Source organism: Brevibacterium sp. HMSC24B04 (assembly GCF_001806835.1).
In the GTDB taxonomy this organism is placed as follows: Bacteria; Actinomycetota; Actinomycetes; order Actinomycetales; family Brevibacteriaceae; genus Brevibacterium; species Brevibacterium ravenspurgense.
On sequence record NZ_KV786087.1, the window covers coordinates 181,455 to 204,106 of the forward strand.

Genomic DNA, 22,652 nt, shown 5'->3' on the forward strand with positions numbered 1-22,652 from the left:
ATACAGTGAGGGCATGGATCCCAGAATTCACTTCTCAGCAGAGTCGCTGGCGAAGATCAAAGAGCGTATGAGCGGCGTTGAGCCGGACACTCCCCGGCCGTCGGCCACCGTGATCTTGTTGCGTGATGGCGAGCGCGGACCGGAGGCGTACCTGCAGAAGCGCCAGTCGTCGATGGTGTTCGGAGGCCGGCCCGTTTTCCCTGGTGGGAAGGTCGACGCTGCTGACAGTGCAGAAATTGATGCGTGGCATGGGCCCTCGCCTGAGGAATGGGCGCAGCGGCTGGGTGTCAGTGCGGATGACGCGCGGGGCCTGTTGGTTGCGGCGGCGCGGGAGACTTTTGAGGAGTCTGGCTATCTGCTGGCCACGGCGGCTGATGGCAGCGATCTAACGACGCTGAACACTGATGAGTGGCGGGCTGACCGGGAGGCGGTTGATGCCCGAGAAATGTCCTTTGCTGATCTGCTGCGCAAGCACGGCTTGGTTCTGCGCACTGATTGGCTCACCCCGTGGAGTGTGTGGGTGACACCCGAGGTTGAGCCGCGCCGCTTCCACACATGGTTCTTCTTGGCCGCCTGTCCTGTTGGGCAGGAGGTTCTTGGGGTGTCGGCTGAGTCGACTGTCGACGGGTGGATCACGCCTGAAGACGCTGTGCGCAAGAGTGCCGCCGGTGAGCTGCAGCTGATGCCCCCTCAGCTGTGCACTTTTGTCGAACTGTACGGGCACGCTGGTGTTCGCGAGGTGCTTGCGGGCAATCGTGACGTGCTCGAGGTGCGGCCGTTCGTTGTGGAGAACAGCGACGGGTCGGGGCACCTGGAACTGCCGGAAAAGCTCATTCGTCTGGCTGACGAGGTGGGGCGGGCAGTTATGTAGGGACGGGGCTGCCCGGGTTACCTGTTCTTTTTTGCCCTTTTGGCTTCTCGGCGCTGCCGGGCTCGGGCACGTTTCTTCTTGCGGATGTCAACAACCCAGCGCGGCACAAAAGGCCACGGCAGCGGGATTCCCAGAATGCCCGTCATGCCGATGACCGCGATGACGAAAACCGCCATGAACGGAAGAGCAATGATCGTTTCGAGGGGCTCAGGGAAGCTCATGCCACCCAGCAACAGCGCCACCCCGAGAACACCGAAGAACAGGGAACCGTAGGGAACCAAATACAGGGAGGCGTCGCGGTCCGTGACGCCGCTCTCCGACCCATTAGCCGAGTCGTACCACTTTTCGGTTTCAGGCTGTTTTCGTATGGCCTGCATGTAGTAGGTCCAGCCGAGACCCCCGCCGAGAATCAAGCCGAGAGCTAGAAGCAGCTCGGTGGTATCCAGACTCATTAAACGGTGACCTCCGGCGGATGCTTGGGGTGGTGCTGAACAAAAACCTACCAGCGTTCGATCGGGGTTACTCTGCCGTCTAGGTGGAATATACAGGCGAAAACTGCGATTTTGCCTCCGTATTCCACCTAGACAGCCGAATCGCCGTCACGAATTTTCCCGCCACAGGTGCGCAATGGAGAGGCTCGCCAGAAAGTCGACGTTCTTCATCGACTCACCGTGGGCCTGCTCGATCTGGCTTAGGCGATACCGCACGGTGTTCGGGTGAATGGACAGCGCTTCTGCGCACTTATCAACGCTCTGGTCATGCTGAATATAGGCGCACACGGTGGAGACCAGGTCCTGTTTGTCGGCGATGACGGCCGCAAACCGGTCGAACTGCGAATAGTCCAAGCGCGAAGGACGCTGTGCTAACAGCCACTCCAGAGGTCGAAGCTCAACAACGGTCTGCACTTTTCGCCCCCGGTTGATCGCCATCCGCTCAGCGCGGATTGCCGCGGCCGCATGATCCGGAACCGTGCCCAGGTCGTCGAACACCTCGGAAACCCCTGCCGATTCCACACCATCGATCTCACGGAGAGCGTCCACAATGTTCAGGTCAGCGCTGATGAGCATGCGGAAGGTGGAGCGTTCGTCCCCGCTGATTGACTGATGGATCAGCGCGATTCCCCCGTCGGCGGCCAGCTTCTCGGTTTCTTCGACAAGCGAGGCTGGTTCGACATTCACCGTGCCGCGCACGTAGACCACGGGAGAGTAGACCGTGAACCCCAACCGCTCCAGACTGTCCCAGTAATACGGCACGCGCGCTGTCAGAACACCCGATTCCAGCTGGCGGAGAATCTGCTCGGACCAGCGCACACGCTCATAGGCAGCAAATGCTGCTACACCGTCAAGACTTGCCAACACTGCTTCAAGGCGCTCAAGCAGCCACAGGCCGTCATCCTGCATAAAGCCTTTGTCCGACCCAACGAGAACCGCACAGTAGCGGCTGCCGCGAATCGTCACAGCGCGCACCAGAGCACGCCACCGCCCCAACTGCAGCTGCCCCTCGGCAATGCCGTTATCCAGAGAAGCCGCAAGCAGATGCACGGGCGCCCTCCCGGCAGCGCGAACAGGATTGGCCGAGTGGTCGAAGATAATCGCCCCACCGTCCACATAGGCATTGAGCTGGCGAACTACAGCGCCCAGAGGATCGGGCGAACCCATGGCCCGCAGCAGGGCCTCAACAGCGGCGAGCCTTTCTTCAGCGTCCACGGCTCCGCCCCTTTCCACACCTTTGGAGAATCTACAAAAACGGCTGGGGAAGACTTCGTTTTCACCATTGAATCACGGTGTGCTCCGAACCACACTGGTAGGCACATCATGAAACAAAGGAGTATTCGTGAAACCACTTCGTGTCGCTGTCGATGTCGGAGGAACCTTTACCGACGTCTGTATTTTTGACGAAAAAACCAAGTCGATGCGCGTGACAAAAGTCCCGTCGACCCCCTCAAACCCCATGGAGGCCATTCTCAACGGCGTGAAGCGCGGTGAGATCAACCTCGAAGACGTTGAGCTTTTCTCCCACGGCACGACCGTGGCAACCAACGCGCTCATCACCCGGCGGTTCCCCGAGGCCGCGCTTGTCACCACGAAGGGCTTCCGGGATGTCATTGAGATCCGCGACGGCACAAAGGACGACCTGTGGGACGCCTACAAGGACGTGTCCCCGCCGTACATTCGCCGCCGCGACCGCTTCGAAGTCACCGAGCGGATCGATTACTCGGGCCGTGTTGTCACACCCCTGGATGAAGACGAAGCGGTCGAACTCGCCGGCCTGCTGCGTCGTCGCGGTGTGAAGACCGTTGCGGTGTGCTTCATCAACTCCTACGCGAATGCGGAAAACGAAAACCGGATGGTCGAAATCCTCCGCCGTGAACTGCCCGACGTCGCGGTGACGAACTCGGCGGAAGTGCTGCCGGAAATCTTCGAGCACGACCGCTTCACCACCGCCACGGCCAATGCGCTGCTGGGTCCGCTCGTGTCGGACTACGTCGAACAGCTTGACGAAAAGCTCACTGACGGCGGCTACGACGGTGACCTCCTGCTGCTGCACTCCGGCGGCGGATCCATGACTCCCCCGCTGGTGAAGAAGCTGCCGGTGCGCCTTGCCGCATCTGGCATTGCTGCGGGCGCCATCGCAGCCCAGCACGTCGCCCTGCAGTGCGGTTACGAAAACGCGGTCGGACTCGACATGGGCGGCACCTCGACCGATATTTCTCTGGTCGATCGCGGGAACCTGCGCACCACCCACAGGTGGGAAGTCGAGTTCGGCCACCCCATCGTGTTTCCCAGCATCGAGGTGCTCACCATCGGCGCCGGAGGTGGATCCCTGGCTCACATCGACATCGCCGGCTCCCTGCGCAACGGACCCCAGTCGGCCGGTGCTGACCCCGGTCCGGCCTGCTACAGCCTCGGCGGTGATGCCCCGACGAACACGGACGCCAACCTGTTGCTGGGACGGTTGGGCGCAGACCTTGCCGACGGCGCTATGTCACTCGACAAGAGCCGCTCGAAGACCGTCATCGAGCGTGACATCGCGAAGCCGCTGAACATGGACACGGACGATGCCGCCGAGGCGATCCTCCAGGTTGCCAACGCCAACATGGCTGATGCTGTGCGCCTGGTGTCCATCCGCCGCGGGCTCGATCCGCGTGAATTCGCGCTTGTCGCCTTCGGCGGTGCGGGTGCACTCCACGGTGCTGATGTTGCTCGTGAACTCGGCATCCCCGCCGTCATTGTTCCCCCGAACCCGGGCGTGCACTCGGCTATGGGCTGCCTGCTGGTCGACATCCAGCACGACCTGTCGGAGATGTTCGACGCTGACGCCAAGAACGCAGACACCGACGAACTGTCCGCCGCCTACGGTCGTTTGGAAGACGAGGCGTGGGAGCGACTGCGCGCTGAGGGTGTCGCTGCCGAAGACTCGACAATCCAGCGCGGCATTTCGATGCGCTATCACGGCCAGTGGCGTTCGCTGCAGGTGCCGATCACGCAGGAAGGCGGCCTGGCTGAGGCCATCCAAACCTTCCACGAAGAACACGAGCGCCGCTATTCGTTCCGTCAGGACGACAAACCGGTTGAGATCTACCAGATCCACGTCAAGGCCATTGGACGCACACCCAAGCCGAGCTTTGTTCCCGAAAAGGAGAAGACCACCTCGACTGCCGAACCGGTTTCCACCCGTCAGGTGCGCTGGAACGGCGAATGGACCGACACTCCCATCTACAACCGCGATGAACTCGGTTGGGGCATGGTGATCGAAGGTCCAGCCATCATCGATCAGCTGGACAGCACCACGGTCGTTCCGCCGTACTGCACGGCTGAAATCGACGAATGGCACAACATCCGCATCACTTTGGACAATGGAGTTGAAAAGTGACCACCGCACAGCACGAACTCGATCCAGTCACCTTTGAGGTTCTGAAGAACGCTTTTGCAACGAGCGTTGACCTCATGAGCGAGCAGATTCTTCGGACCTGCTATTCCTTCGTCATCTATTCGCGCGACTTCAGCTCTGCTCTGTGCGATGCCGAAGGCAACACGGTCATGCAGGGAAGCGGCGATATCGCCGTGCACGTCGGCACGCTGCACTTCCAGTGCAAGGCGGTGCTAGAACAGTTCGGCGATGACATCAACGAAGGTGACGTCTTTGCAGTCAACGACCCCTACCGGGGCGGCACGCACTTCAATGACGTGAGCTTCATCCGCCCGATCTTTGCCGAGGGGAAGATCATCGGCTACGCCCAGAACAAGGGCCACTGGGCGGACATCGGCGGCAATGTGCCCGGTTCGTTCGACGTCAATGCAACCGAGCACTTCAGTGAAGGCCTGCGCATCACGCCTGTGCGCGTATGGCGCAAGGGCGAGTTCCTTCACGATGTTGCTCAGCTTCTGGTGTCGAACACCCGTGATCCCGAAAGCGCACTCGGCGACCTGCGTGCCCAGTCGAAAGCCACAGACGTGTGTGCCCACGAAGTCATTCGCCTGGTCGACAAGTACGGCTTCGACACGGTGAAGGCTGCCATGCAGGAAACCCAGGACTACGTGTGCCGCACAGTTCTGGAGAACCTCAAGCAGCTGCCGCAGGGCACGTGGGAGACGACTGACTACCTTGACTTCGACCCGGCCCACGGCGAGGGCATGGTGCCTATCACGGTGAAACTCACGCTTGATGACGACGGCATTCACTATGACGTGTCGGGCGCACCGGCTGTGTCGACGTTCCTCAATTCCGGCTACGGCACGACGTTCTCGGCCATCTATGCGGGAACCAAGTCCTTCTTCCCCGAGGTGCCGCTCAACTCCGGCTTCTATGAGGCGGTGACCGCGGATATCGGCGAAGAGGGCACTGTGATCAATGCCGGCTGGCCGCACGCTGTGACCGGCTTCTGCTCCGGTCCGTATGAAAAGGTCATGAACGCCTGCTTCGAACTGTGGTCTCAGGTCATGCCGGAACGTGCAATGGCATGCGCGTTCAACCTGGAGTATCTGCTGGTCGGCGGCCATGATGCGCGAACCGACGATGACCAGTACTTCATGTGGTACGACTGGATGGCCGGCGGCTGGGGTGGGCGCTCCACAAAGGACGGATCATCTGCCACCGCACCGGTTTTCGGCACGGGTCTTGCCGTGCAGCCGATCGAAGGCCAGGAGCGTTTGAGCCCGGTGCTCACCACCGAGCACGCAATCGCCACAGACTCCGGTGGGCCGGGGCAGTTCCGCGGCGGATGCGGTATTTCGAAGGGCGGTATGCTCACCGATGCTGCACGCACTGTTATGAGCTACTGCTGTGACCGCGGACGGTCTGTCACGTGGGGAATCAACGGTGGCCTGCCGTCGATTCCGCACGGCGTGTGGCTCAACCCTGACACTGAGGACAGCCGCTACCTGGGTGCCACGTTCTCGAATGTTCCGGTTGGTCCCGGCGACACGTTCACCCGTCCGTCTGCTGGCGGCGGCGGCTTTGGTGACCCGCTGAAGCGCAAGCCGGAGGACGTGCTCGAGGATGTTATCGACGAATATGTTTCACTTGAGCGAGCCGAACTCGACTACGGCGTTGTCATCACGCCGATCGACCCTGAACTCGACAAGTATGAAATCGACTTCGATGCAACCGAAGCTAAGCGCGAAGAAATCCGCTCGCAGCGCGATGGCTGGTTGGAAGAAGACGCTTCGTCTGTGGCAGAGCGCTACAGCAAGGGCGATCTGAGCGTCCACGATGTCATCCGCCGCTACGGAGTTGTGCTCGACTGGGGCACCGGTGAGCTCTACCCGAAGACAACAGAGGAATACCGGGCACTCATGCGCAAACGCTCACAGACTCACTGGAGCTGACAGATTTGGAGCTGGCTTGGCCGGGATGTCCTCTGAGGAGGATGCCCCGGCCAAGTCGGTTCCACCTCGGCCGCCCTACTTGTTCTTTTCTGCCCTCTTCGCCGCCCTCTTGGCTGCTCGGCGCTGCCGGGCACGGGCGCGTTTCTTCTTGCGGATGTCAACAACCCAGCGCGGCACAATAGGCCACGGCAGCGGGACTCCCATAATTCCGATCATGCCGATAACCGGAAGGGCGGCAGCCACTGCGTACACACAGAAAAGCACCGGTTTGACCGAGTCTGGGATAGTGAAGCAGGACAGCAGCATTAGGAACCCGAAAAGAAAGAAGAACAGTGAACCGAAGGGAACCAAATACAGGGAGGCATCGCGGTCCGTGACGCCGCTCTCCCAACCATCAGCCGAGTCGTACCACTCTTCGGTTTCAGGCTTTTTTCGTATCGCCTTCATGTAGAAGGTCCAGCCGAGACCCCCACCGAGAAGCATGCCAATGCCAAGCAGCAGAGCAGTCGGGTCCAGATTCATAGACGGTGACCTCCAGCGGATGCTTAGGGCGGTGCTGAACAAAAACCTACCAGCATTTGGCCTGGGTCAGTGTTTCCAGAGGAGCAGCTTATTCCAATCTGTTGGCCATGAGACTTGAAGTTTTTCGCCGGCTGCGACACGTTAAGCCCCTCGGAGGTCCGAAGAAAAATGAGGACCGGCCCTGGACTGCTCCAAAGAGCAGCGGAACCGGTCTTGATAAGCCGTATTTTACCGAACTTACCGCCCGCACACAACGCCCACAGCCCACACACCCACCCCATGGAATATTCTGGCGGGTGTCGTCGTTGCCCCGGTAGGCCCGCCAAACCGGCGACACACGCCAACTCGGTGGGCACCCGAAACTCAATGCCACGGCGAAGCCCCGCACGGCATCGCCTGAACTTTAGGAGGGCTCATGGCTACGACGACCATCAACGTTTCCGGCCTCACCTGCAACCACTGCGTCAATGCAGTCAAGGACGAAGTCGGCGCAATCGACGGCGTGCAGTCCGTCAACGTCGAACTCGTCGAAGGCGGAATCTCCCCGGTCACCATCGAATCGGCCACACCGCTGGCCGAAGCCGACCTCAACGACGCAATCGACGAAGCCGGCTACACCATCGTCAAATGACCCCCACTCCAGCCGAACACCCAGACCCGATCGGAAGCTCCACCTCGGCAACACAAGTCCGGGAAGTCGACCTTGCCATTACCGGCATGACGTGCGCGTCATGCTCGTCACGGGTGCAGAAAAAACTCAACCGGCTTGACGGGGTCGAGGCGGTGGTCAACCTGCCTCTGAACTCGGCTCACGTCGAGGTCAGCTCAGATGTCACCGACGAGGACCTCATCGCAGTGGTCGAAAAGACCGGCTACGGGGCGTCGGTGCAGTCCTTTGAGGACCCAGCAGACGAACCGGATCTCGCCTCTCGCTTCCGTACCCGCCTGATTGTCAGCGCAATCCTCGGGGCGCCGGTCATCGCCATTTCGATGGTCATGTCGTGGCATTTCCCGGGATGGCACTGGCTGATTCTTGCGCTGTCGCTGCCGGTTGTGACGTGGGGTGCGTGGCCGTTCCACGAGGCGGCGTTCAAGGCCGCACGCGGTTTTTCCTCCACAATGGACACCCTGATTTCAGTGGGCGTCATCACCGCGACCCTGTATTCGCTGTGGACTGTTTTCGCGCAGGCGGCGGCCGGAAATTGGGTTCTGCCGCACAATGCGCACGTGTGGTTCGAGGCCGCCGTCGCCGTCACGGTGTTCCTGCTGGCCGGGCGCGTGCTGGAGCACCGCGCCAAGTCGAATGCCACAAAGGCGCTGCGTGAACTAATCAACCTGGGCTCAAAAGAGGCGCTGCTGGTTGAAACCGACGCTGACGGCCCGGTCACTGAGCGCACTATCCCCGCTGATCAGCTGCGTGTGGGCGATGTTTTCCGCGTCCGCCCCGGCGAAACTATTGCCGCTGACGGCACAGTTGTCGGCGGTACTTCAGCCGTTGATGAATCCATGCTGACAGGCGAATCCGCACCCGTCGAGGTCACCGAGGGTTCGAAGGTCACGGGCGCAACCATGAACACCTCGGGCACTTTGACGGTGCGGGCCGATCGCGTCGGTTCGGACACAACTCTTGCCGAAATGTCCCGCCTAGTCGCCCGCGCCCAAACCGGCAAACCTGCCGCGCAGCGCATTGCCGATTCGATTTCCGCAGTTTTCGTGCCCACGATTTTGGGCATCGCCGTGCTCACTCTGCTGGGATGGGGCATTTTCGGCGGCGACTGGATTTACGGTCTGCACGCCGCGATCACGGTCGTCGTCATCGCCTGCCCGTGCGCGCTGGGGCTGGCCACACCGACCGCGCTCGCGGTGTCGTCCGGCCGCGGTTCGCAGCTGGGCATTCTGGTCTCCGGGCCCGAGGCCATGGAGGCAGCCCGCACGCTCGACACCGTCGTGCTGGACAAGACCGGCACCGTCACCGAGGGCCGCATGCGGGTGGTTTCGCACGATCTGGCACCTGACGATCTGACGCTGGCCGCCGCTGCCGAGGGTGCCAGCGAGCACCCGATCTCTCGCGCTGTTGTTCAGGCCGCTTCCCACATTGACGAGGCGGAGGCTGGCTCAGATTCGCCTGTTTCCGTTAGTCGTGAAGTCACCGATTTTGCAAACATCTCAGGTGGCGGGATCACTGCCACAGTTGATGGGTACAAGGTTCTCGTTGGAAGCTCGGCGCTTCTGGCTGACCAAGGTGTTGCTGTCCCGGAGGTTGCTGACCACCCGGCTGCGACTGAGGTTGCTGTTGCGGTTGATGGGGAATTCCGGGGCCGGGCCTGGGTGGCCGACACGATTAAGGACTCCGCCAAGCCTGCCATTGACGAACTGCACGAACTCGGTCTGCGCGCTGTTCTGTTGACCGGCGACAACCCGGTGTCCGCGCAGGCGGTGGCTGACGCCATCGGCATTGACGAAGTCCACGCGGGTGTGAAGCCGGAGGACAAGTACGCGCACGTTCAGGCCCTCCAGGCTGAAGGCCGCAGTGTTGCGATGGTCGGCGACGGAGTCAATGACGCCGCTGCCCTGGCCGGAGCGGATCTGGGCGTAGCGATGGGCACGGGAACCGATGTTGCGATTGCGGCTTCGGACATTACACTCATGCGTTCGGACCCACAGCAGATTCCGCAGGCTATTCGCCTATCCCACCGCACTGTTCGCAGCATTAAGCAGAACCTGTTTTGGGCATTCATCTACAACGTGCTGGCTGTGCCCATCGCGGTATCGGGCAAACTCGACCCCATGATCGCAGGGGCCGCCATGGCGTTCAGTTCAGTGTTTGTTGTGCTCAACAGCCTGCGGTTGCTTCGGTTCAAATAGCTGATTGCACCAAGGATTAATCCGCACTGCCCGGTTTCGCTTCACTCACCCCAGGTGAGTGAAGCGAAACCCGGGGAAGAAAAAGAACGGGGCAGGCGCCTCGTTCTTTTTCTTATTCAAATCAGTCCATCACGGGCGAATCGGGGTCGTGAACGGTCTTGTCCTTCGACACGATGTAGTTCATGAGTGCCGCCAGTCCGGTGACCACGATCGCCGTGATCACGGTGTAGAGAAACACCAGGCCGAAGCGCTCAAACGACTGCCAGCCGCGGGTGAAGATCATTGTCAGCACGAACACAATAAGGCCCGTGATGATGCCGAAGGTGTACGTGTCCTTATAAGACACAGCCTTGGACGAACCCGAATTCTGCGAAACCGACGTGTCTTTTGCCATGCCGTCCAGTGTACGCGCGTCCGAATGGCAAGCACCGTTCGGCCGTGTCAGTGCCCCTGTCTAATATGTGACCCAGATGACAAAGCAGTCACAGAAGGGACACCATGACTCAGCACAGCACAGCCGGCGGCAACACGGAAACAAGCCAGCACACAAGCACAGCCGGGCCGCTGGCCGGACTGAAGGTCGTTGAGTTCACAGGACTGGGCCCGGGTCCGCACGCCGCGATGATCCTGGCTGACCTCGGCGCTGATGTTGTGCGAATCGACAGGCCGGGCAACGCTAAGAAATCTGACGTCACGGCGCGCGGCCGCCGAATTGTCGAAGCTGATCTGAAAGACCCTGCGGCTGTCGAAGGTGTGCTCGAACTGCTCGATCGGGCCGATGTGCTCATTGAGGGCTTCCGCCCCGGTGTCATGGAGCGCCTTGGCCTGGGGCCGGATGTGCTTCTCGAACGCAATCCCGGCCTGGTGTACGGCCGTATGACCGGCTGGGGGCAGGACGGCCCGCTGGCAGACCGTGCGGGTCACGACATGGGCTACATTGCGCGCACCGGCATGGCCTCGCTCATCGGCAGCGCTGACAGCGGCCCCGTCCCGCCGCTGAACCTTGTTGGCGACTTCGGGGGTGGGTCCATGTTCCTGGTCACCGGCATCCTCGCCGCCCTGTTTGAGCGCAGCTCCACTGGCCGCGGCCAAGTGATCGATGCCGCTATCGTCGACGGCACAGCAACACTGGCCACCATGCTGTGGGCCCTGAAAGACACGGGCATGTGGCAGGACGCTCGCGGCCGGAACTTCCTCGACGGATCGCAGCCCTCGTACTCCTGCTACCGAACCTCCGACGGCGAATACCTTGCCGTGGCACCGCTGGAACCGCAGTTCTTCGAAGAGCTGCGCGAACACCTGGGGCTGCCCGAATGGACCCAAAAGGGCCGCTTCGACCCGCGGAAATTCGACGAAGTCCACCAGCTGATCGCCAATGCCATCGCGCAGCACCCGCTGGCGCACTGGACTGAGATCTTCGACCCCACCGACGCCTGCGTTGCCCCCGTGTGGTCCATGGAACAGGCACTGGACGACCCCCAGCTGAAAGCCCGGGGCACTTACACGGAAGTCGACGGCGTCACCCAACCGCGACCGGCACCTCGTTTTTCTGCCCACGGCCGTCTGGACCCCCGCCCGGTCAGCAAAGAAGCTCAGCCGATCGACACAGTGGTCCGAGGGTGGTCTGTCGACTAGAACTCAGTAGAATACCCATCGGAAAGGGGTGGGCATGCATATTGTCTTGGTCGAAGACGACGAAGTGATCCGCGAAACCACACAGTTGGCTCTGGAGCGCTTCGGCTACACGGTCACGACATTCGCCGACGGCCGCGACGGCTACGAATACGTGGCCGAACACGGCGCTGACGCCGTTCTGCTCGACCTCATGCTGCCCACCATGAACGGCGCGTCCATCACTCGTGCCATCCGCGAAAAGTCGACCGTGCCGATCATTGTGATCTCTGCGCGGTCTGACCCAATCGACATCGTCCAGGCGCTCGAAGCCGGGGCGGATGACTACCTGACGAAACCGTTCGACATGCAGGTTCTCAACGCCCGCATCCGCACTATCGTGCGCCGTTTCGTCACCGCGGGCACCGGGGCGATGGGCTTCGGCTCCGCCCCCGTCGGACAGGACCCCGTTGGATCCCCCAGCCCGCACACAGCTCCCACTGGCGGCACAAACACAGCGACCGCCCAGCAGTGGGAGGGCGGCCGCAACGACACAGCGCCCATCCTGGGCGCCAGCGCGATCCCGGAAGTCCTGGGCCCCACCCCGGGACTGCAAGATCCGTCGAGCACCACCTCGGGAGGTGCCTCGAGCCCAACTGTAGGCCCCGATGCGCGCTCCACGACGACCAAGCTGGGTTCCCTCGAACTCGACAACAGCCGCCTGACGGTCACGGTCGACGGAAAAGAAGTTCACCTGACCCCCACCGAGCTGCGAATTCTTCTGCTGCTGACAGAAGACCCGAAACACGTCTACTCACGCGAAAAGATCGCGATGACCGTGTGGGGCGGCGAATGGGCTGGCGATTCGCGTGTTGTCGATGTCCACATTCAGCGGCTGCGCAAGAAGATCGGTGCCCGCATGATCGAAACCGTCCGCGGTTTCGGCTACCGCTTTGCAGGCTGAGCCGTGTCACTGCGGCTGAAACTCGTCCTCGTTCTGTTCGCGGGCGTGGTGCTCACAGCGCTCATGCTCGGGGCGGTTGTGCGCAATACGTCGAGCAACACTGACGATGCTCTGTTGCGCAGGCAAGCCCAATGGAAGCTCGAACAGGCACACAGCGTCTACCGCGAAACGGGCCAACTGCTGCTGGACGCCCGCATCAACAGCCCGGAAGCCCCCGAAGCCGCACGCGAATCCGCCCAACAGGGACGGACCGCCACCGTGAAGGGGACGCTGCCCGAAACCGGTGAACCCGTCATGTGGGCGGCCATGCCGATCACCGTCGGTGGGGAAACCGAGGTGCTGTCGACCTACCATTCGGCGGTCGAATACGAACAGATGCGCAAGAAGTCCAACACGACCATCATCATCGCGTCAGTCATCGGAGCGCTGCTCGTCGGCGGCTTCGGAGCGCTCACAATCGGGACGATTTCCGGCCGACTGACACGCGGGGCCGAAGTGGCCAGGCAGATTGCCGCCGGCGACACCTCGGTGAAGATCGGCGATGTCATCACCAGCGGCCACGACGAAGTCGCCGACTTCGCCGATGCCGTCGATTCCGCTGTGGCCCGGCTGTCAGAGCGCATCGACACCGAACAGCGGTTCACAGCTGACTTGGCGCACGAACTGCGCACGCCGCTCACCGGCCTCATCACCGCCGCCGGCCTGCTGGAAGAAGACTCCCGAGCAGCGGAACTGGTCAAGGAGCGAGCCCGCCGAATGCAAGAGCTCGTCGAGGACCTCCTGGAGGTCTCCCGGCTGGAGGGCGGAGCCGCACGCGTCATCGTCCAGCCCATGCACGTTGCAACCACACTGCACGCGCTCATCAGCAATCTGCGGTCATCCGGCGCGGTGGGCGACCACGTCATCAACTCCGACTTCGCACTGGCAGACGTGACCATCAACACTGATCAGCGGCGCTTTGAGCGGATCGTCACCAACCTGGTCATCAACTCCATCAGGCACGGCGCCGATCCGATCACGGTCACCGCAACAGACACGGCCGTGCGCGTAGAAGACCACGGTCCCGGCTACCCCACCGACATCCTGACCATCGGCCCCACGCGCTTCTCCAGCGGCGGGGGCGGCGGCATGGGACTGGGCCTCGTGATCGCTCAGGGACAGGCGAAGCTGCTGGGCATGGACCTGGGGTTCGGCACCGGACAGGCAGGCGGCGCAAAGACCGACCTCAAATGGGGCAAAGACGCGCTAGCCGGCTGACGCGGGCGCCCCGCGGGGCACGCCTGCACTGAGCGCGTGCGGGCTCCAGTCTCACTCGCTCAGGGCGATTGCCGCCTTGATGTGTCCGATGTGGCTGTAGGCCTGCGGTGTGTTGCCCAGGTGCCGTTCGGCAACGGGGTCGTATTCCTCCGGCAACATGCCGGTGGGGCCGATTAGTGCTTCCATGCGGTTGAACAGGTTGCGCGCATCAGCGGTCCGGCCGACCATCTGCAGCGATTCGATCAGCCACGACGTGCAGATGTGGAAACCACCCTCAAGGCCCGGCAGGCCGTCGTCGTAGCGGTAGCGGAACACGGTGGGTCCTTCGCGCAGGCTGCGCTCAACGGCGTCGACGGTTGCGCGGAAGCGCTCATCATCAGCCGGCAGCATGCCGGACAGTCCGACGAACAGGCACGCGGCGTCGAGATCGTCTTCGCCGTAGGCAACCGTGAACGCGCCGACCTTGGAGTTGAAGCCCTTGGAGCAGACGTCGTTCTTGATGTCCTCGCGCAGCTGTTCCCAGTCAGCCTCCGCGGGACGGCCGAACTCTTCGGCCGCCTTGAGCGCCCTGTCGACCGTCTGCCAGCACATGACCTTCGTGTACACGTTGTGCTTCGGTGCCCGGCGGGCTTCCCAAATGCCGTGGTCGGCCTGGTGCCAGCGGTTGGCGACCGCCTGCACGAGGTCTTCCAGCAGCTTCCAATGCGAATCCGACAGTGTCCCGTCAAAGCGGGCGAGGCTCACGATGAGGTCAGCAACCGGACCGAACACATCCAGCTGGACCTGGTGTTCAGCGGCGTTGCCCACGCGCACGGGCCTGGAACCGGCGTAGCCGGGCAGGTGTTCGAGAACGGCTTCTGTGACCAGCTGCGAACCGTCGACCGCGTACAGCGGGCGGAGTTCTTCAACTGTCATGTCCTGTTCGGCGGCCTGGGCGATGATGGCGTCAAGCCACTGCAGGAAACCGCGGGCCTCAGCCGCAGAGCCAAGATCAACAAGCGCCGAAGCGGTGAGCGCACCATCGCGCAGCCACGTGTAGCGGTAGTCCCAGTTGCGCACACCGCCGATGCCTTCGGGCAGCGAGGTGGTCGCAGCTGCCAGGATGCCCCCGGTGGGTGCGTGGCACAGCCCGCGCAAAGTCAGGGCGGAGCGCCCAACCCGATCGCGCGCCTTGGTGGGCAGGCTAAGCGCTTCGACCCATTCGCGCGATTCTTCTTTCACTGATGCGCGAACGGCGGATTCGTCTTCAAGGACCGCAGCCGCAGTGTTTTCAGCTCCGCCGAGGATGAGCGCGAGCACAACCCGTGCGTCCTCTTTCAGTTTGACGCGGGCAATCGCGGTTTCGGATTCGCCGTCCTGGATGACTTTGAACTGCACGCCCGGTGCAACCAGCTCAACGGCTTCTGCCACACCGCGCACCCGCACACCGCGGTCGGTGAGCTTCAGACGTACGGGGTAGGCGCCGTAATCGGGCCGAGGTGCAAAGCGGATGAGCGCTTCCCCTTCACCTTTGAGGGCGCGCACCAGAACGGCGGAGCCGGCTGGGTCGCCGTCGGCCACGGGTGCCAGGTAGTCGGTGACGGAAACCTGCTGCCAGCGGGTTTCGAGGATGTGCGTGGCGTCGCGGTAGCGCTGGGAAATGGGCAGTGCGTTGGGTTCGCGGGCCGGCACCACGGAGAAGTAGCCGGCGTCGTCGCTGCCGAGGATTTCCGAGAACAGGGAATCTGAGTGCGGCAGAGGGTGCGGCAGCCAGGAAATCTGTGCGGTCGGGTCGACCAGCGCGGTGGTTGTCCCGTTGGACAGCAGGGTGTAGCGCTCAATCGGCACGGCTTCTTTGCCGAACAGCCACGCGCGGCGCAGCGCAACAACCGAGGACAAGACGAGTGCCACCTCGTCAGGTCCGCTCAGCAGGAACCGAGCGGCGGTTTCCACACCGTTCCCGTTTTCGCCGTGTCGGTTTTCGGCTGCGGCCTCTGTGACTTTCAGCCCCAGGTCGTCTTCGCCGAGTGAAGCGAAAGCCGGTTCGTCTGATGCGTCGTCGCCGATGTACAGCACGGTCGGCTGATCCAGGCGGCGGCGCAGTTTGTTCAGGGCGTCGCCCTTGGTGGAGTCGACCACTGTGAGGTCAACGACTTCTTTGCCGCGCACCGAACGCACGCCCGACAGCGCTTCGAGGCGTGCCACGGCGTCTTCTGCCTGGCGGCGCTGGGCTCCTTCGAGGCCGCGCAGGTGGATGGCCGCACCGGAGGGTTTGGGTTCGATGTTGAGCGCAGGCATGGCCGCCTGGACCGAGGCCAGACCGTGGCGCAGGGTGGACAGCGCGTGCTGTTCTGACCGGCTGAGCGATTCTTCGAAGTCCGTGTCGGTTTCCCCGCCGTGAGAGCCGACCAGGTGGACTTCGCGTGGAAGCCGCGACATGGCGGCGAGGTCCCGCAGGGACCGCCCGGAAATCACTGCCGAGGTGGTGTTGTCGAGTTCTGCAAGGACCCGCATGGCCTGTACCGATTCTTCTTTCGGGTAGGCGTGGGCGGGTGAATCGACGATGGGGGCGATGGTGCCGTCGTAGTCAGTTGCGACGAGGAGCTGTTCCGCGCGGGCCAGCTGCTGGATGATCCGGAAGAGCTCCGGGTCGAGTTTCCGCAGAGCGGTCTGTACGCCGATGCCGTGGGCGTCGGCTGAGCTGGTACCGATGTGCGCGTGGTTGCTCATTCCCCATCCTCGCTGATTGCGCCGGTGTTTTTCCTATTGTTGCGCGTAAAGCCGCCGACCGCATAGACCACGCCGATAATCGTTGCAGCCGCTCCGGTAAGGCCCATTTCCGACAGTGCCTTCATGTTCGATCCGGCGATCATGGCGATGGCCAGAAGCAGGTGGACGGCGGCGGCGATTGCGAAGTCGGTGGACATCCGCTGGTGTTTCACGCGCAGGTAGATCCACGCTTCGAGCAGTCCGTGCAGCAGCGCCCACACCATGATCGCCGCTCGCACTGCGCCGGCTTCAGACGCAAACAGCAGGAAGCCGGCTGCCGGCAGAACAACAACTGCTTGGCCCAGAAGCTGGGTGCGCAGGGCTGGGGTTTTCGCCGCCTGGCCCAGCAGCATGAGGGCCTGCACGACGATGTAGGCCAAGATGAGCAGCGCTGCTGTGCGCACTCCGACGGCAGTGTTGAAGGGGCTGTCGATCTGCACGCGCGGCCAGAACACCACGACGATTCCGAAGATGACCGACCACAGTCCCCGGGCGATCATCCACGTGGCTACGCGCCCGTAGTGGGTGAACTCGTTTTCTTTCGCCGCGGATGCGCGAACTTTCTGTGAGCCGCGGGTTTCTTCCGGGCTCGAAGCGTCACTTTCCGGAGACATGCAGCGTGTCGCCGTCCTGGGTCAGCTGAGCTTCGTCAAGCGGTTTCTGGGCGGCACCGGAAATGAACGAGCCGTCCTTGGAAGAGAAGTGCGATGTGTGGCAGGGACACACGATCTTTTCTTCGTCCACCTGGTTGACCAGGCAGCCCTGGTGGGGGCACACGGCGGAGAACGCTTTGAACTGCCCCTTCTCAGGCTGCACAACGACGAAGTTGTCCTTGATGATGCCGGAGCCTTCCGGAACGTCAGCAACGTTGACTTCGATTTCACCGAGGTCCTGGCTGGAGCAGGCCGCCAGAACGGTTCCCGTGGCTGCGACAGTTCCGATGACACCGGCGCTCTTGAAGACATCGCGCCTGCTCATGGTGGACATAGATGTTCCTTCCCTCGAAGTGTGTTATGCCCAGCTTCGCACAGCCGGGTTCACGAAACCTGAGAGACCCCGCCGATGCTATTCGGTGAGATCCCCCGGTTTGTGCCCCAGGATCTCCTCGGCCCCAGACACACCTCGGAGCAGCTCCGGGTCAACCGGTTCATCCGTTTTGATGACGGTGAACTGGCCGGTCTGTTCGAAGATGACGCCGCGCACCTTTTCCGGCTGAAAGACTCCGTTTTGGCGCAGCGCGGCATAGAGGTCAACGCGGGCCAGGTGGGCTCTTTTGAGCTGGTCTTCCAGAACTTCGCCATTGGCCATGACGACGATGGGGTGCGGGGCGGTGCGCGACTGCGCTCCGAATCTGCGGTTGATGAACCGCATGAACGAGGCGAGAGTGAGGATGCACACCAGCGCGATGACACCGGTGGCCAGTGTGGGCTTATTGCCGAGGATGACGCGGCCGGCAACCGAGCCGAGCATGATGACTGCGATCGTGTCGGTCATGTACAGCGATGACAGCGAGCGCGCCCCGTAGAGCCGCACGAGCAGCGCCAGGATGAAGTAGATGCCGATTGCCGCACCGATGATGAACGGGATTCGCCACAGTTCGATCCCGAGGTTCGCCGCGGTCTGCGACCACCAGCCAACGGGAGGCGTCATTCCTGTTCCTCTTCTCTGTTCAGGGTGCGTTCGCTGCTCAGGGTGCGGCGGGTGATGGGCCGGATGGACCAGCTGCGCATGGATGAGGGTGCTCGCCAGCCGAAGCGCAGCGCAAGCAGGCGAAAGATGGTCACCATTGCGATGACGCCGACCTCGGACCACCAGGTGATGAGATCAGCCTGGTGGAGCCCGGCGGTGACTGCCGCACCGACGACGGCGGGGATGACGTAGAGGTCGGAGCTTTGGAACACGACGGGGACGCGGTTGGCGAAGACATCGCGCAGCATTCCGCCGCCCACACCGGTCATGAGTCCCAGCAGAACGGCCGACAGCACCGGCATGCCGTAGTGCAGGGCTTTTGTGGTGCCGATGACGACGAACACGCCCAGGCCGATTGCGTCGAAGAACACGATTCCGCGCTCAGCCTGCACAACGCGCGGACCGATCAGGTAGACGATGATGCCGGCGGCAATCGGGATGAGCAGGTAGACGGGATCTTTGAAGGCCGCCGGCCTGGTGGCCAGGATGAGGTCGCGGGCGATTCCCCCGCCGGTTGCGGTCAGCATGCCCAGCACGATTCCGCCGGTCAGGTCGATGTTCTTTCGCGACGCCAGAAGGTTCCCCGACAGGGCGAACGCGAGGACGCCCACTAGGTCGAGGATGTAGATGTACATGTCTGTCGACGGCATAGCGCCTCTATTATTGCTCGCTCGCCCTTTCGGTGCCGCCTGTCTCGTCCTTGAAGATCAGGCGGGAGGCGGGCGGCACCTCGACGGCTGTGCCGTCAGCGGCACCCGGTGGCCTAGTGTGTGGTGTGACGCACACAGCAGAAAGGCGGCAGAAAGCGACCATGTTCAAGCAGTCGGACAAGCTCAAAGACGTGCTCTATGACCTGCGCGGTCCCGTCCTGTCGGAAGCCCAGAAGATGGAGGCGGCGGGGCACAAGATCCTCAAGCTCAACATCGGCAATCCGGCTCCGTTCGGCTTTGAAGCACCCGATGCGGTGCTGGTCGACATGATCAAGCACCTGCCGGAAGCGCAGGGCTATTCAGATTCCAGGGGTCTGCCGTCTGCTCGCCGCGCGGTTGTGCAGTACTACGAAACCCGCGGGATCGAGAACCTTGATTCTGACGAGGTGTTCTTGGGCAACGGTGTTTCTGAGCTCATCACGCTGTCGCTGCAGGCGCTGTGCAATCCCGGTGACGAAATCCTGGTGCCCAGCCCCGACTATCCGCTGTGGACCGCCTCGGTCGCCCTGTCCGGCGGCACCCCGGTGCACTACCGGTGCCTTGAAGAAGACGGCTGGAACCCTGACCTTGAGGATCTCGAAGCGAAGATCACCCCACGCACCAAGGGCATTGTGGTCATCAACCCGAACAACCCCACCGGTGCCGTGTATTCGCGTGAAACGCTTACGAAGATTGTGGAGCTGGCCGAAAAGAACGGGCTGCTGATCTTTGCCGATGAGATCTACGAAAAGATCACCTACGGCGATGCCGAAATGATCAACATGGCCTCCCTGACCGGGGAGGATGTGCTGTGTCTGACGTTCTCCGGACTGTCGAAGGCCTACCGGGTTGCCGGCTACCGTTCCGGCTGGCTGGCGATCACCGGGCCGGACTGGAAAGCCCAGGACTACATTGCCGGGATCAAACTGCTGGCCGATATGCGCATGTGCGCCAATGTGCCCGCCCAGTACGCGATTCAGGCTTCCCTTGGGGGACGTCAGTCGATTGACGACCTCGTGCTGCCGCAGGGCCGTCTGGGTGCGCAGATGGAATTGGCCACGCGCAGGCTCAACGAAATCGACGGCGTGGACTGCGTGCCCGCCCAGGGTGCCCTCTACCTGTTCCCCCGTTTGGACAAGGACCGCTTCGGCATTGTCGACGACGAACAGTTCGCACTGGACCTGCTCCGCGAACAGAAGATCCTCGTCAGCCACGGCACCGCCTTCAACTGGGAGGACACCGACCACTTCCGCCTGGTCACCCTGCCCAGCGTCACCGACCTCGCAGAAGCCCTCAACCGGCTTGAAGAGTTCCTGTCCGGCTACGACCAGAAGAGCATGCACGCATAAGCCGAGCGGCACCTCGGCGGGGGCTGCTCGACTATTCTGTACGGGAACTATTTCGAGGAGGCCCGATGTCCTGTTTCACGGTCGGTGTTGCCGGCGGCACCGGCAGCGGCAAAACGACGCTGACGCGAGCGCTGCTTGACCGCTTTTCCGGGCAGTCCTCGGTTGTCTTCATGGACAACTACTACAAGGACCAGTCACACCTGACGTGGGACGAACGGGTGGTGACGAACTACGACGCCCCCGAAGCCTTCGATGTCGAGCTCATGGCCGAACACCTACGGCAGCTGCGTGCCGGACAGGCGATTGACTGCCCGGTGTACAACTTCGCAGAGCACAACCGCGCCGCCGAGACCGTCCGGGTGGAGCCCTCCCCCGTTCTGGTGGTCGAAGGGATTCTGCTGTTCGCACTGCCGGAGCTGACCGAGCAGCTGGACCTCAAGCTGTTCGTCGACACCGACGCCGACGTGCGGATTCTGCGCCGTATTCAGCGCGACGTGGTTGAACGCGGCCGGTCACTGGCTTCGGTCGAAGAGCAGTACCTCAAAACGGTCAAGCCGATGCACGAACTCTACGTGGACCCGTCAAAGCGCAGCGCGGACCTCATCATCCCCGAAGGCGGCCGCAACATCGTCGCCCTCGACACGCTCATCAACCGGATCGAACGCGAAGTCAGCTGAGCACTCGCTGGTTGGCAGCCCTGCTCACCGTGAGGAGTGAGTGTCTTCGCTCAGCCGTCCGTACAGCTGTCGGGTGACATCGTCCATGCCCCTGAAGTGAACTTCTGTGCCCAGCTCGGCGTACTTCGTAACGATCGCATCCAGCGCTGTGACGGTCGAGGCGTCCCACACCCGCGTCTTCGTCATGTCGATCACCACGAGGTCGGGGTCTTCTGAATAGCCGAACTGCGTTGTCAGGTCGTTGCTCGAGGCGAAGAACAGCTCGCCGGTGACCGTGTAGCGGGCGCGTTCGCGACCGCTGTCGGGATCACGGTCGAGGTGCCGCTCAACTTCCGCAAAGTGCGCCACCTTGCGCACAAAGAGGATCGCGGCTGCGATGACGCCGGCGCCAACACCCACCGCCAGGTTGCCGCTGATGACGACGAACACGACGGTGATGAGCATGACCGCAGTTTCGGACTTCGGCATGCGCTTGAGCGTCTTCGGGGCGATCGAGCGCCAGTCGAAGGTCTGGTAGACGACGATCATCATGACCGCTACGAGCGCTGCCATGGGCACCTGGCCAACAGTGTCGCCGAGTGTGACCACGAGGACCAGCAGGAAGACGCCGGACAGGAATGTGGAGATCCGCGTGCGGGCACCGGAGATCTTGACGTTGATCATCGTCTGGCCGATAACAGCGCAGCCGCCCATCGCACCGAAGAACCCGGAGACCATGTTCGCGATTCCCTGGCCCATGCTTTCGCGGACCTTCCGGGAATGCGTGTCCGTGATCTCGTCAACGAGTTTCGCTGTCAGCAGCGACTCCAGCAGACCGACGACGGCCATCGCCAAAGAGTAGGGCGCAATCGTTGTGAAGGTTTCCAGGGTCAGCGGCACATTGGGCGGGAAGAAGCCGGGCAGACTGCTGGGCAGTTCGCCCTGATCACCCACGGTCGGCACGGTGATGCCGAAGGACACCACCGCAATCGTCATGAGCACGATGGTGATGAGGGGAGCCCACACGCTCGGCAGGAACCTGGGAATCACGATCAGCAGCACGAGTCCCGCTGCCACCAGCCAGTAGACCGCGCTGGGCACATTGAAAAGGTGCGGCAGCTGGGACATGAACACGAGGATCGCCAGCGCGTTGACGAAGCCGACCATCACGCTGCGCGGTATGAACCGCATGAGCTTCGGCGCGCCCAACAGCGCCAATGTCACCTGGAAGATTCCGGCGAGGATGACGGTGGCGATGAAGTAGTCGAAGCCGTACAGGCGCGAAACCGGAGCGATGACGAGCGCAACCGCTCCCGTTGCCGCGGAAATCATTGCGGGCCGACCGCCGACGATCGCCGTTACGACCGCCATGATGAAGCTGGCGAACAGACCCACTTTGGGGTCAACACCCGCGATGACGGAGAACGCAATCGCCTCAGGGATGAGGGCCAGAGCCACCACCAGACCGGCCAGCACCTCGCGCGACAGAATCTTCGGCGAGCGCAGCGCTTCCATCACCGTCGGCTTGGCGCGATAGCGGTTCGGATCGTCCGGCAGGGGGGTGAGCGTCTCCATGCTTCTAGGCTACGAGCGCGGAGTGTGT

General features: G+C 62.4%; 20 protein-coding genes. 10 read left to right on the forward strand and 10 right to left on the reverse strand.

Going from position 1 to position 22,652, the window contains the following annotated elements:
* Window positions 1-13: 13 nt before the first annotated feature.
* The gene (locus tag HMPREF3092_RS05555; protein WP_070424124.1) at window positions 14-871 is read left to right on the forward strand and encodes an NUDIX hydrolase; all 858 of its coding nucleotides are present in this window, start codon (window positions 14-16) and stop codon (window positions 869-871) included.
* A gap of 17 nt (window positions 872-888) precedes the next feature.
* On the opposite strand, the gene HMPREF3092_RS05560 is transcribed toward HMPREF3092_RS05555, so the two are convergent.
* A complete protein-coding gene (locus HMPREF3092_RS05560; RefSeq protein WP_070424125.1) occupies window positions 889-1,323 on the reverse strand; it encodes a hypothetical protein in 435 nt (144 codons plus the stop codon).
* 147 nt (window positions 1,324-1,470) lie between these two features.
* Window positions 1,471-2,577, reverse strand: coding sequence for a PucR family transcriptional regulator (locus tag HMPREF3092_RS05565; protein ID WP_070424126.1), 1,107 nt, complete (start codon window positions 2,575-2,577; stop codon window positions 1,471-1,473).
* 127 nt (window positions 2,578-2,704) lie between these two features.
* On the opposite strand from HMPREF3092_RS05565, the gene HMPREF3092_RS05570 reads away from it, so the two are divergent.
* Both HMPREF3092_RS05570 and HMPREF3092_RS05575 read left to right on the forward strand, forming a co-directional pair.
* On the forward strand, window positions 2,705-4,744 hold the full coding sequence (locus HMPREF3092_RS05570) for a hydantoinase/oxoprolinase family protein (RefSeq protein ID WP_070424127.1): 2,040 nt from the start codon (window positions 2,705-2,707) through the stop codon (window positions 4,742-4,744).
* The gene (locus tag HMPREF3092_RS05575) at window positions 4,741-6,699 is read left to right on the forward strand and encodes a hydantoinase B/oxoprolinase family protein (protein ID WP_070424128.1); all 1,959 of its coding nucleotides are present in this window, start codon (window positions 4,741-4,743) and stop codon (window positions 6,697-6,699) included. Before HMPREF3092_RS05570 ends, HMPREF3092_RS05575 begins: the two co-directional genes overlap by 4 nt.
* Window positions 6,700-6,774: 75 nt before the next feature.
* Here HMPREF3092_RS05575 and HMPREF3092_RS05580 read toward each other — a convergent pair whose 3' ends face one another.
* Complete coding sequence (locus tag HMPREF3092_RS05580; protein WP_070424129.1) at window positions 6,775-7,221, reverse strand: hypothetical protein; 447 nt, start codon at window positions 7,219-7,221, stop codon at window positions 6,775-6,777.
* A 415-nt stretch (window positions 7,222-7,636) separates the two neighbouring features.
* Here HMPREF3092_RS05580 and HMPREF3092_RS05585 point away from each other — a divergent pair, with 415 nt between their 5' ends.
* Together HMPREF3092_RS05585 and HMPREF3092_RS05590 are read left to right on the forward strand one after the other, a co-directional pair.
* Window positions 7,637-7,852, forward strand: coding sequence for a heavy-metal-associated domain-containing protein (locus tag HMPREF3092_RS05585; RefSeq protein WP_019174271.1), 216 nt, complete (start codon window positions 7,637-7,639; stop codon window positions 7,850-7,852).
* Window positions 7,849-10,086 carry a heavy metal translocating P-type ATPase gene (locus tag HMPREF3092_RS05590; protein ID WP_070424130.1) on the forward strand — a complete coding sequence of 746 codons (2,238 nt, stop codon included), beginning with the start codon at window positions 7,849-7,851 and terminating at the stop codon, window positions 10,084-10,086. The genes HMPREF3092_RS05585 and HMPREF3092_RS05590 overlap by 4 nt, the downstream gene beginning before the upstream one ends.
* A 121-nt stretch (window positions 10,087-10,207) precedes the next feature.
* On the opposite strand, the gene HMPREF3092_RS05595 is transcribed toward HMPREF3092_RS05590, so the two are convergent.
* A complete protein-coding gene (locus tag HMPREF3092_RS05595) occupies window positions 10,208-10,480 on the reverse strand; it encodes a hypothetical protein (protein WP_070424131.1) in 273 nt (90 codons plus the stop codon).
* Between the two features lie 104 nt (window positions 10,481-10,584).
* On the opposite strand from HMPREF3092_RS05595, the gene HMPREF3092_RS05600 reads away from it, so the two are divergent.
* From HMPREF3092_RS05600 to HMPREF3092_RS05610, 3 genes are read left to right on the forward strand one after another with little or no spacing between them, the layout of a single operon-like run.
* Window positions 10,585-11,721 (forward strand): CaiB/BaiF CoA transferase family protein, encoded by a 1,137-nt coding sequence (locus HMPREF3092_RS05600; protein ID WP_070424132.1) that lies wholly within the window; start codon window positions 10,585-10,587, stop codon window positions 11,719-11,721.
* Window positions 11,722-11,755: 34 nt separating this feature from the next.
* Window positions 11,756-12,661, forward strand: coding sequence for a response regulator transcription factor (locus HMPREF3092_RS05605; RefSeq protein WP_070424152.1), 906 nt, complete (start codon window positions 11,756-11,758; stop codon window positions 12,659-12,661).
* A gap of 3 nt (window positions 12,662-12,664) precedes the next feature.
* Complete coding sequence (locus HMPREF3092_RS05610; RefSeq protein WP_019174266.1) at window positions 12,665-13,918, forward strand: sensor histidine kinase; 1,254 nt, start codon at window positions 12,665-12,667, stop codon at window positions 13,916-13,918.
* A gap of 51 nt (window positions 13,919-13,969) precedes the next feature.
* Here the strand turns inward: HMPREF3092_RS05610 and otsB are convergent, their stop codons facing one another.
* The 5 genes from otsB to HMPREF3092_RS05635 all read right to left on the reverse strand — a co-directional run bounded on the left by otsB (window position 13,970) and on the right by HMPREF3092_RS05635 (window position 19,005).
* Window positions 13,970-16,627 carry a trehalose-phosphatase gene (gene otsB / locus HMPREF3092_RS05615; protein ID WP_070424133.1) on the reverse strand — a complete coding sequence of 886 codons (2,658 nt, stop codon included), beginning with the start codon at window positions 16,625-16,627 and terminating at the stop codon, window positions 13,970-13,972.
* Window positions 16,624-17,280, reverse strand: coding sequence for a hypothetical protein (locus tag HMPREF3092_RS05620; RefSeq protein WP_070424134.1), 657 nt, complete (start codon window positions 17,278-17,280; stop codon window positions 16,624-16,626). Before HMPREF3092_RS05620 ends, otsB begins: the two co-directional genes overlap by 4 nt.
* Window positions 17,264-17,653, reverse strand: coding sequence for a QcrA and Rieske domain-containing protein (locus HMPREF3092_RS05625; RefSeq protein WP_061944645.1), 390 nt, complete (start codon window positions 17,651-17,653; stop codon window positions 17,264-17,266). Before HMPREF3092_RS05625 ends, HMPREF3092_RS05620 begins: the two co-directional genes overlap by 17 nt.
* 78 nt (window positions 17,654-17,731) lie before the next feature.
* Complete coding sequence (locus HMPREF3092_RS05630; protein WP_061944642.1) at window positions 17,732-18,316, reverse strand: DUF421 domain-containing protein; 585 nt, start codon at window positions 18,314-18,316, stop codon at window positions 17,732-17,734.
* Window positions 18,313-19,005 (reverse strand): trimeric intracellular cation channel family protein, encoded by a 693-nt coding sequence (locus HMPREF3092_RS05635; RefSeq protein ID WP_083274271.1) that lies wholly within the window; start codon window positions 19,003-19,005, stop codon window positions 18,313-18,315. The genes HMPREF3092_RS05630 and HMPREF3092_RS05635 overlap by 4 nt, the downstream gene beginning before the upstream one ends.
* 161 nt (window positions 19,006-19,166) lie before the next feature.
* Between HMPREF3092_RS05635 and HMPREF3092_RS05640 the strand changes: the two genes are divergently transcribed.
* Both HMPREF3092_RS05640 and udk read left to right on the forward strand, forming a co-directional pair.
* Window positions 19,167-20,393 (forward strand): pyridoxal phosphate-dependent aminotransferase, encoded by a 1,227-nt coding sequence (locus tag HMPREF3092_RS05640; RefSeq protein ID WP_070424135.1) that lies wholly within the window; start codon window positions 19,167-19,169, stop codon window positions 20,391-20,393.
* Window positions 20,394-20,458: 65 nt separating this feature from the next.
* A complete protein-coding gene (gene udk, locus HMPREF3092_RS05645) occupies window positions 20,459-21,070 on the forward strand; it encodes a uridine kinase (RefSeq protein ID WP_061944618.1) in 612 nt (203 codons plus the stop codon).
* Window positions 21,071-21,094: 24 nt separating this feature from the next.
* On the opposite strand, the gene HMPREF3092_RS05650 is transcribed toward udk, so the two are convergent.
* Window positions 21,095-22,624: a SulP family inorganic anion transporter gene (locus HMPREF3092_RS05650; protein WP_070424136.1), complete on the reverse strand. Its 1,530-nt coding sequence runs from the start codon at window positions 22,622-22,624 to the stop codon at window positions 21,095-21,097.
* Between the last annotated feature and the right edge of the window lie 28 nt (window positions 22,625-22,652).